Origin of the sequence: Paenibacillus sp. 3LSP (assembly GCF_032465655.1) — a bacterium.
Classification (GTDB): Bacteria; Bacillota; Bacilli; order Paenibacillales; family Paenibacillaceae; genus Fontibacillus; species Fontibacillus barengoltzii.
On the sequence record NZ_JAWDJI010000189.1, the window covers coordinates 1 to 10,670 of the forward strand.

Genomic DNA, 10,670 nt, shown 5'->3' on the forward strand with positions numbered 1-10,670 from the left:
GCTCCAACTTGCGGCCGATGCCCCGCTCGATCAGACGCAGCGCCTCCATATCCTTCGGCGCTGCGAAGGTCACGGCCACGCCCTTCTCCCCGGCGCGGCCGGTCCGCCCGATGCGGTGGATGTAGCTGTCCACATCGTGCGGAATGTCGTAATTGAAGACGTGGGTGACCCCTTCCACGTCGATGCCGCGCGCGGCAACGTCCGTCGCGACCAGCAGCTCCAGCTTCGCGCTGCGGAACGCGCGCATGACCTGCTCGCGCTTCGCCTGCGACAGATCGCCGTGCAGCTCGTCCGACTGGAAGCCCGCGGCTTGCAATGCTTCATTCAACGTACTCGCCCGGCGCTTCGTGCGGCAGAAGATCACGGCCAGATACGGACGCTGGCTGCGGATCGATTCGATCAGCGCGCTCTGCTTGGTGCGGTCCGTGCATTCCACCAGGATCTGTCGGATGCTGTCCAGCGTCACGCGCGAGGTTTCGGCGATCTGGATGTCGCGCGGCTTGTCCATATACGTTTTCGCCAAGCGCTTCACATTGCCCGGCATCGTTGCCGAGAACAACATCGTTTGGCGGCTGCGCGGCACGAGCGACAGAATCTCCTCCACCTCCGCCAGGAAGCCCATATGCAGCATTTGATCCGCTTCATCGAGCACCAAGTAGCGAACGGCTCCCAGCGTCAGCGAGCCCCGCCGCAAATGATCCAGCAGCCGGCCCGGCGTGCCGATGACCAGCTGCGCGCCGTTCTTCAGCTTGCGCAGCTGCCGCTCCACGTCCTGACCGCCGTAAGCAGCCAGGACGGAGAGACCTTCAATGGCCTCCGCAAGCTTGCGAGCCTCCGCCGTAATTTGAATCGCCAGCTCCCGCGTCGGGGTAATGATCAGCGCCTGCGCCTCAGGACGTTCCGGGCGAATCTTTTCCAAAATCGGCAGCAGAAACGCCAGCGTCTTGCCTGTACCGGTCTGCGCCTGCACGATTGCGTCCTCGCCCGATTGCAGCACAGGGATCGCTGCCGCCTGCACCGGCGTTGGGTTCACGATACCTTGTCCCTGCAGCTTGCGGACCAGGAGGGGCGATACATTTAAACTTTCAAAAGTTGTCAACAGGTTTCACCTCATCTTCTTCAGCTTCCCTATTGTAACACATCCTCAAAACCTGCCCGAGCGGAAGATGGAGTAAAGCAGCCACAGGAACATCAGCGTCGCGACCACAAAGCCGATTTCGATGGCTGGAATGTTCCAAAGTAAAGTCGGCATCCGCGCAAGGGAAGAGCCGATGATGAGGCCTACCATAATGATGCTGAAAGCGAGCAATACGATGCTAAACGACAAACGGTTGCTGATTTGGTCCAGCTTACGAAGCAGCTGCTCCATCTCCGGAACGTTCATGTCCATCTTCAGCTTGCCGCGAGCTAGCGCGCTCGACAGTTTGCGGACCTGCTGCGGAAGATCCACGATCGAATCCGTCAGCTCGGCAGCTTCGTCAATCAGCTTCTTGCCAATTCGTCGCGCGGCATATTTTTCACGCATCAGCTTGCGTCCAAAGGGCTCCGCTAAATCCAAAATGCGGAGGTCCGGATCGAGTGCCAGCGCCACCCCTTCAACAGTGAGCAGCGCTTTGCCTAACAGCAAAAGGTCAGCGGGCAACACGACTTGATGCTTCTGGGCCGTTGCAAATAGATCCTGTAATGCCTGACCGATTTGGATTTCCGCAAACGGGATATCGTAGTACCGTTCACGCAGCCGATCCAGATCCATGCGCAGTCCGGTCGTATCCGCATCGTCTCCGATGAGGCCCATGCGCAGGATCGCTCGCACCATCCCCTCCGTACTGCGCCGCATTAAGGCGATCACCAGCGAGGACAGGTGATCTTTCATCTCCTGGCTGAGCCGCCCAATCATACCGAAGTCGATGAAGGCGAGCTCTCCTTTGTTCGTCACCAGCAGGTTGCCAGGATGGGGGTCTGCATGAAAAAATCCCCCCTCAAAAATTTGCTTCAGCAGCGCATTCACCAACCGCTCCGCTAACTCCTTACGGTTGTACCCCAGCGCATCAATCGCCAGCAAGCGGTTGAGGTGTTCCCCCTCTATGAATTCCATGGTTAACACGCGGGAGGTCGTGAGCGGCCAATGGACTTCCGGAATATAGATCCCCTCATCCGCCGTGAATTGCCGGCGAATTCGTTCCATATTCCGGCCTTCGAAGCCGTAATCCAGCTCCGCACGAATCGAGCGGGCGAATTCCTCAACCATTTGGGGGATTTGATATCGGGATACCCAGGACCAGCGTTTGTTCGCCAGCATCGTCAGATGCTGCAGGATGTCGAGATCCGTCTCGATGACCGGGGCGATGCCGGGCCGTTGGATTTTGATCGCAACCGGCTCCCCTGTAATCAAGCGGGCCCGGTGCACCTGGCCAATCGAAGCTGCCGCGAGCGGTGTCTCGTCGAAGCTCTGGAACAGTCCCGCCAACGGCTGGTCCAGCTCCGCCTCCAAAATAGCGCGAGCCTCCGCCGCTGGAAACGGCGCCACCTGGTCCTGGAGCTTGACGAGCTCTTGGATGATCGCCTCCGGCAGCAAATCCGAGCGCGTGCTGGCCAATTGGCCGACTTTCACGAAGGTCGGCCCCAGTTCCTCCAGCACGAACCGAATTCGCTCGGCCAAGGTCCGCGAACTCCGCTCGCTGGTGTGCCGCCGCCGCGAGGGCAAGCGGATCAGCCGAGCCAAACCGATCTCCTCGGCCAAATAGCCAAAGCCATGGCGCCCAAGCGCCATGGCGATTTCACGATAACGGCCGGTATGTCGAACGAAGCTGCTCATTGCTTTAAGGCTGCTGCAGCTCGGCGAGCTGAATTTCCAGCTCCGCTACCCGCCGTGTCAACTCCTCTACCTCTTTTGCCGTGGCCAAGCCCATGTTCTGCAACGCGGACCGAACCTGCTCGTTCACCAACTCCTTGAACTTGCTTTGTTCCTCGGAACCACGTTCAATCAGCTTCTCCACCAGCTGTTTCGATTCGGAAGGGGCCAGCTCTCCGCGTTTCACCAAATCATCGACGATACTTTCGACCTTCTCCTTACTCATGATCGTCAAACCCCAACCCAGCGAAATCGCTTTTTTCAGTAAATCGCTCATTGCCCATCATCCTTTCATTTTGAGGTTTGTAGTACCTATACCTATCATTACCCAATTTAAGCGCGTTGTTCATCCCCGCCGCTGGGAGTTGCAAAGAGCGGTTCGGCTTCCCCCGCATAATAGCGGGCTAACTCCACCATCATGCTGCCCATCCGTTCTTCCTTGGGGGCCAGCACCCGGGGCACCCCTGCCTCGTACAGTCCGGCTGCCGTCACTTTGCCCACTGCCACCGCGAGTACTGGACCTTTCAGCGCCTCCAGCAAAGCGTCAAGTTGTCCTTGGCGCGCTGCGTGCTCCATCAGAAAGCGCACCTGCGGTCCGCTTGTAAACGTCACTGCATCAATTTCTCCAGCCAAAATATCGCTTAACAACTTCTCTAACTCCGCTTCAGGAGGTGCAATATGCTTGTAGGGCAGCAACTGGCGGCAACTCGCCCCTTGCTCCTCTAACCACGCGACCAATCGGGGCGCTGGGTCGCCGTGCAGCTGCAACAGCACGCTCGCTCCGCGCAATTCATGTTGCGCTAACCCGCGAATAAGGCCCTCTGTGCTGCCGTCATCGTCGCGGACGATCGGGGTCAATCCCCGTTTTTTTAACGCATTCACCGTCTTGTAGCCCCGAGCGGCAATGTTCTCTTCTTGAAGGCGCTCCAGCAATTGATCGGCAACCCCCATCTCCTGAGCCATATCGAACAGCGCATCCAACCCCATGCCCGTCGTAAAAATCGACCAATCTGGCGGATGCTCCACCCAATCGACAATGCCGCTTCGTAACGCCTGATCGTCGAGCAACACGGTCCCCTGTGCCGGACGGTACAGCGGGATGCCTCCCATATTCTCTACCAGCTTGCCTAGTTCCTCTGCCCGACGGGGTCCAGTTAATGCAACTCTTTTCCCTTCCAGTCTCCGTGCCATCGTATACCTCCCAGGTTTATCCTATTAACTACCTTCAGCTTATACGACGGAGAAAGTGAAGTAAATTGCCATTTCGGCGATCGGCCGTTATCCTGCCTTCGGTTCCGGTTTATTTCCGCGTGGTCGCAGCATAACAAAGAACAGGATCGGAATGACAAGGTAGAAGGTAATGGCGATCAGCGGAAGCACGAAGTTAAAGTGAAACAGCTGCAGTGCATTTTTAAAGAACCAGATGGAGCAGGCAAAAGCCAATGCGCCAGCGGGAGCTGTCATAAGCCGACCCGACAGCTTGGGGACGACAATTTGCAAGGTGTAACACAGCACATAGAGATCGAACGCAATTTTGCTCAAGGCCATGGGGTACCAGAATCCCAGGAGTAGCAAATCGAAGCGGTCGATAAAATCAGTGATCTGAATTTGACGAATCAGCTCATAACCAGGATGAATCAATCTTTCAACCAAAGGAATCCCCAACACCATCTGCGATAACAGCAACAGTACCACCATCAAGGCAGTGCCTATGGCCAAGCCGACATAGCCTGAGATAGCCTTGTAGTATTTACCCGAAATCACGAGCGGAAGCACCAGAATTTCTGCCTGATAGGGGAAGACAAACCAGGCGCCCTCTGTAATCCCATACCAATTTATTGAAAAATAAGGTACCAGGTATGTCGGGTGTATATCTCGCAGTAATACCAAAACCACAAAAAACATGGAGGCGATAAAAATCGGTGCGTAAATTTCACTGAGTCCCAAAAAAGCCCGAATGCCCCCCTGACTGATGTAAACTGCCGTTGCGGTTACCATCAATCCGAGAATCGGGACCGGTGTCCGATTAAGCAACACCGTATTGGTAAAATCCGAGATAATTCGGATATCTCTTGCGCAAATAAACAGGAGAAACAAGAGGTAGATGACCAGCAGAACTCTTCCAAAAATCGGAAACCTCCCAGCCAACGCCTGCAGCAAATTGCGGTCTGAGAATCGCTTCAGCGTCGTGGCGACCAACCACAACGACAGAAGACAAATCAGCCCGCTGATGATATAGCTGATAACAGCGTGCTGGTGAGCCGCTTGAGTCGCTAACGTGTACGTGTGCAGATACGAAATCGATCCGATGTACAGGACACCAAGCAGAGTGATTTGCCGTTTGGTTATTTTCATGACAGGCACACTCCTCCATATTCGGTAGGGTATCAATGATGATGATCAAAGGGGACCAACGACTGTAACACCCGTCCCAGCCACTCTGTGGGATAGAACACTTGAGAGGACCAGGTCACATAGATCAGAATTCCGAAAGCAACGACCATCACTGAACCAAACGCCCATCGGCTCAGTACTCCTCCTTCCCGAAGTGACCCCCAGTCCCGCCAGCAGCTGAAAACAATCAATAGCAGCAATCCTATGTAGGAACTAATCATTCTTAAGCAGCCCCTCCTTAATCCCTAACGAGTCGATTAATTCGCCGCTATTCTCCAGATGAACCTTTGTACGGACGCGAACCTCGACCTCCGGCAGCAGATCACGCCAGCGATACTTAATTTTGTTCCATTCCTCAGGGTACTTTCTGATCAGAGCGGTGCTAAATCCATAAATATCTGCTCGGTGCTTTTGAAACGTTTCTTGAATCACAGCCTGGATCTCCTTATCCAGTAACGCATTGGCATGCTTCTCCAGCGAGATCATCATCGTATGTTCGAAACTTTGCCGGGTCGTATTTTCCAAGATTAATCCGGTCGCCTCGATCTCCAAGTCGAAGGAGATGCGCTCTTCCTTCAGATGAGGCTGAACTTTCCTATGGATTTGGTTTAATACGATCGTCGCCGATTCTTGGGGTTGATGTTCGCCTAGCACTACCGTGATTTTAGGATTCAAAGCTTGCCCCATCGCGATCAGCGCCATGGGCATTTGCTTATCGGTCAAATAACCTGAGAGCTTGTCACCATGAAAAACACCTAATCCATCCAATTTAACTAAGCTTTGCCCATTCGCGACCTTTTCGGGAACACTGAGTGTTGTCACCATGACTGGAAGTGCAATATCACTTCCTTCGGTTAGCAGGGCATTGGCCAGGCTTTGGATGGAGATCGGCTCTTGCATCGACGACTTGGCCAACTCGCGAATCATTTCCGAAGGGGATTGCTCAATCGGGGCATCAATATCCAACAATTTATACCCTGGCCCTCGGCTAAGTACAATGTAAGTCGTTAGCCGATTTTGCGGAAACCGAGCCCAGATGTCAATCGACTCGGATATTCCCGCTTTGGCGAACTCTTCCCCAATAATCGTGACCCTTCGGTGTGAGAAGTTGATCACCCGCGACAAACTGTCTTGTACCTTTTTGTTGGCCTGATATGCCGTAGGCGCTGTTTGGGAAACCAGCAGGTAAGTTTTGTTCCCGGACGTACCGCCGCCGCCCCCTTGGCTGCCTGCGCCCCCAAGCGAGCTTGGCAAAGCGATTTGTGTAGTTGACCGAATTTGTCCCTGATCCATATCCGTCGCAGATGCCAAAACAAAGGCGACATCATTCACTTCAATGCGATCCCAGCAGCCCGTCAGCAGGCAGGGAAGCAAGACGAACACGCTAATCGTTCGAACTAGGGCTAGAATTGCTTTCACGAACGTCACCATCCTTCATTGGAATCACTCCCCAATGGACGGGATTTTCCGATTCGACGAACGTTCCCTCGGGTTGCGTCCGAAGGCCGGTTCTTCATCTTCCAGATCGGCACCCTGCTGAAAATATCCTTCATATCTCTTGGTTCATATGGGGCTACCCCCTTCATGTAAGGCACGCCAAACGATTTTAACTGCGTCAGGTGAACGACGATCCAAATGGCGCCGATGACGATGCCAAATAATCCGAAGGCGCTGGCCAGCAGCATAATCGGAAAACGCAGCATCCGAACCGTCACCGCAAGACTAAAACGTGGAATCGTAAAAGAGGCGATCCCGGTCAGTGAAACGACGATAACCATCGGCGCGGACACAATACCGGCCTGGACGGCAGCTTGCCCAATGACCAGCGCCCCCAGAATGCTGACCGCCTGCCCAACCGTTTTGGGCAGGCGAATGCCGGCCTCCCGCAGCGCTTCAAAAGAAATTTCCATAATAAACGCCTCCACCAAAGCGGGGAATGGAATGGCTTCCCGGGAGGCAGCGATACTTAAGATTAAAGTCGAAGGCAGCATATCCTGATGGAATGTCGTGACCGCGATGTACAAGCTGGGCAGAAACAGGGCCAGAAACAAGAAAAAAATCCGAATCCAGCGAATCATATTACTGATGAAAAAGCGTTCGTAATAATCCTCGCTGGCCTGCAGAAGCTGCCACAACGTCACAGGAGCGATCAACACAAACGGCGTGCCGTCCACAAAGATGGCGATCCTTCCCTCCAACAGCTGCGCTGCAACGGAGTCTGGCCGTTCAGAATATTGCATCTGCGGAAACGGGGACGAAGGATTATCCTCAATCCATTCCTCGATGTATCCAGATTCCAGAATCCCATCGATATCGATGCTTTCGAGGCGGTCTTTTACGTCGGCAATCAGCGAAACCTCGGCTACGCCCTCGAGATAGGCAATCGCGACGTCCGTCTTGGTCATCGTACCGATCACCATGTCGATTAGCTTCAGCTTCTCCGATTTGATTTTGAATCGGATCAAGGCGGTGTTAATCCGCAGCGACTCCGTGAAGCCTTCACGCGGACCGCGGATCACCGCTTCGGTCTGCGGCTCCTGAACGCTCCGCCGCGAGCCGCCCTTGACGCTGAACAGCAACACCTCGTTCATACCCTCAACGAAAATAGCCACGTTTGCTGTTAATACTCCATTTATCACCGTTGGCCAGTCGGTAGCAGCCTCTGCTTGGCTTAGTGATATTCTCGTAAGCGATAATGGATAGATGTCCCCATTCGCGTTCGGGTACTTGGCTAGTCCCTCGATCAATGGACGAAGGATATGCTGCTGAACGTCCTCAACTTTAGCGATCCCTTCAATGTATACCAACAAACCGCGGATATCTTCGGTGAGTTGAAGCTCGCGGTAGATGACGTCGGAACAGTCCTGGAATACGTTTTTTACTTGCTTGATATTTTCCGTTAAATCTCGGCTAATTCGATTCTCTTGTTTTCGTTCCTTGGTCTTCATGGGAACAACTCCTTGCTGGTCCGCCGATTCATGGTGATATGATGTAGAATGTACCATTTTGGAAAATGTATGTAGACAAAAAAAGCCCTCCGGACCAATACCGGAGAGCAATGTAGCTGATGAATCAGATTTTACGATCCATCTGGAACTTGTCCACTTTGGCTTTTAATTGTTCAGCAATTTGAGCTAGCTGGGCAGCAGAAGAGGTAATTTCCTCAACGGAAGCAAGCTGCTCCTCCGCAGCGGCGGAAATTGTTTGGGTTTTGCTGGCGAGTTCCTGGGATATCTGACGATCCCCTTGAATGGCATCTTTGGCAAATGCCGTACCGGAAGCCACCTCTTTAACACTTGTAACGAGGCCTTCCATCTTGTCTGCAGCACTGCGAACCGCTTTGCGAATCCGCGAGAACGAGCGGCCCGAGGTATCAACAGCGAGAATTCCTTCATGAACGCCCTGCTTGGCCTCCTCCATGGAGACGACCGCGCGTTCGACTTCCGCCTGCACGCTGCTGATCAGCTCCGCGATTTGCTTGGCCGATTGCTCGGAACCTTCCGCCAGCTTGCGCACCTCTGAAGCCACCACGGCAAACCCGCGGCCTTCCTCACCAGCCCGCGCCGCTTCGATTGAAGCGTTTAGCGCCAGCAGGTTCGTCTGCTGGGCAATACCTGTAATCACTTCGATAATCCCGCCGATATTGGCCGTATGCTCGCCTAACGTTTGGATGACCTCACCCAATTCATCGACGGTTTGCTGAATTCGTTCCATCTTCTCCACAACGCTCAGCACGGAGGTGTTCCCTTCCTCTGCTGCGGCAGTCGTCTTCTCCATCGTCTCCGTAAGGTTAACGATTTGCTCCGACATTTGGCTCGCCTGACGGGACATCTCTCCCATATTTTGGGCACCGGCTTCCAACTCAAACAACTGCCGTTCGCTGCCGGCTGCAATCTCCTGAAGGGCACCATTAACTTGTCCAATCGTGTCCGCCGTTTGCTTCGCACCGGTAGACAGTCGTTCGGACGTGGTCACGACTTGGTTCGTTATATCGCGGATGCTGGTGATGATCCCCCGAAGATGGTCGACCATCCGTTGATACTGGTTCGCCATAGCGCCAATCTCATCCGTCCGGTTTAAATAGTCCAAGCGCCGGGTCAAATCCCCTTCACTAATCCGCTTGGCTGTTTCCGTCAAACGTTCCAGCGGGACAGCAATCATGCGGATGAGTACGATGGTTGCTACGACCGCAAGCACAATAGAGATGCCCGTAATGAGATACCAGGTTGATCCGACCTCGCCGTTGATAACCAGCGCTAGAATGCAAGGAACCACTGCCAACAGAATGGGTATCAATAATAGTGCTAACCTAACGCGTTTTTGCATTCATGACCTTCCTTTTCTTACATAATAAATACTAGATTATACTCGTTGAACCATGTCTTGAATATAGATGCAAAAAAAGCAAAATATATTCTGACAGCTGCTGCCCGTTGCTCACCGTGTTTTGCCGACTGTCTGCTCCCCGCCCAAATGCCTCAATCCCCCATGATCTCTGTTAACTCACCGCCCCGTATGGTCTTTCGCGCACTTCTTTTTATGATTATCCCTTTCGTTCAGAAATAGAGAGATCGAGTTTTTCAACGTCTCTTTCAACGTCTTTTTCCACATCTCTGTTCGAATCTATTTCCGCACCTCTTTTACACGATTATCCCCTTTATTCAGAACTGTGGAGATTTGGATAGGGATTTCTGGGATTTCTGGGATTTGTGGGATTTCTGGATCTTCTGGATCTTCTGGATCTTCTGGAGCTTCTGGAGCTTCTGGAGCTTCTGGAGCTTCTAGATCTCTAAATTTTCTTGAACTTCTAAGTTTCTAAACCTCCTGATTCTCTTAGTTTTTTTGTTTTCTGCTTCTTTTGCCACCTCTTTGCACCATTATCCCTTTTGTTCAGTCTAGAGGAACTCAATAGACGGCGTTGTAGGTTACTGGAATCTGATCATTTCTATTATTTATGGAATTTTTTTCTTGATATCAGAACTCGTGTTTGGTATAATGTAGAAAAGAGAACATATGTACGTATCCTTTAGGTTTAGGAAAATGAAATTGGAGGGATCGGACATGGAGTTTGGTATGAATACGGAGCTGTTTCAAACTGTCAGCAGCCGCTTTCAAAGCGAGGCAGATTGCATAGAGGCGATTATTGCGATGAAGTGGCCAAATGGCTTCGTTTGCCCGCGTTGCGCTTATACCGAGTACACTCGTCTATCCTCTCGTCGTCTACCTTTGTTTGAATGTGGAAAATGCGGCTATCAAGCTTCTCCTTTGGTCGGTACGATTTTTGAAAGAACGCATCTGCCCCTGGTGAAGTGGTTTCGTGCCCTCGAGTTGTTCCTGCTTCCCGATGGCATCTCAGCGCTGCGGTTGAGCCAGGTCATTGAAGTGACCTACAAGACCGCCTGGCTCATGCTGCACAAAATCCGTC

At 52.9% G+C, this 10,670-nt stretch carries 10 protein-coding genes; 1 reads left to right on the top strand and 9 read right to left on the bottom strand.

The features are described 5' to 3' along the window. The 9 genes from RW092_RS16250 to RW092_RS16290 all read right to left on the bottom strand — a co-directional run. Window positions 1-1,099 (bottom strand): DEAD/DEAH box helicase (locus tag RW092_RS16250; RefSeq protein ID WP_316010686.1); only part of this gene is annotated, 1,099 nt, incomplete at its 3' end. 45 nt (window positions 1,100-1,144) lie between these two features. Then, entirely contained in the window at window positions 1,145-2,815 is a 1,671-nt protein-coding gene (locus RW092_RS16255) for an ABC1 kinase family protein (protein WP_316010687.1), read from the bottom strand. A gap of 4 nt (window positions 2,816-2,819) precedes the next feature. Next, entirely contained in the window at window positions 2,820-3,128 is a 309-nt protein-coding gene (locus tag RW092_RS16260; protein ID WP_016314215.1) for a phasin family protein, read from the bottom strand. Between the two features lie 56 nt (window positions 3,129-3,184). Beyond that, complete coding sequence (locus RW092_RS16265) at window positions 3,185-4,042, bottom strand: uroporphyrinogen-III synthase (RefSeq protein ID WP_085169827.1); 858 nt, start codon at window positions 4,040-4,042, stop codon at window positions 3,185-3,187. Window positions 4,043-4,129: 87 nt separating this feature from the next. Continuing rightward, on the bottom strand, window positions 4,130-5,206 hold the full coding sequence (locus RW092_RS16270; RefSeq protein ID WP_316010688.1) for a GerAB/ArcD/ProY family transporter: 1,077 nt from the start codon (window positions 5,204-5,206) through the stop codon (window positions 4,130-4,132). Between the two features lie 32 nt (window positions 5,207-5,238). Then, window positions 5,239-5,466 carry a hypothetical protein gene (locus RW092_RS16275; protein ID WP_085169825.1) on the bottom strand — a complete coding sequence of 76 codons (228 nt, stop codon included), beginning with the start codon at window positions 5,464-5,466 and terminating at the stop codon, window positions 5,239-5,241. Next, window positions 5,459-6,664, bottom strand: coding sequence for a Ger(x)C family spore germination protein (locus RW092_RS16280; RefSeq protein WP_316010689.1), 1,206 nt, complete (start codon window positions 6,662-6,664; stop codon window positions 5,459-5,461). The genes RW092_RS16275 and RW092_RS16280 overlap by 8 nt, the downstream gene beginning before the upstream one ends. Before the next feature lie 5 nt (window positions 6,665-6,669). Further along, window positions 6,670-8,193: a spore germination protein gene (locus RW092_RS16285; protein WP_316010690.1), complete on the bottom strand. Its 1,524-nt coding sequence runs from the start codon at window positions 8,191-8,193 to the stop codon at window positions 6,670-6,672. A gap of 124 nt (window positions 8,194-8,317) precedes the next feature. Beyond that, window positions 8,318-9,520, bottom strand: a complete 1,203-nt coding sequence (locus RW092_RS16290; RefSeq protein ID WP_316010692.1) for a methyl-accepting chemotaxis protein — start codon at window positions 9,518-9,520, stop codon at window positions 8,318-8,320. 786 nt (window positions 9,521-10,306) lie between these two features. On the opposite strand from RW092_RS16290, the gene RW092_RS16295 reads away from it, so the two are divergent. Further along, the coding region (locus tag RW092_RS16295) for an IS1595 family transposase (protein WP_316010691.1) at window positions 10,307-10,670 on the top strand (364 nt) is incomplete at its 3' end.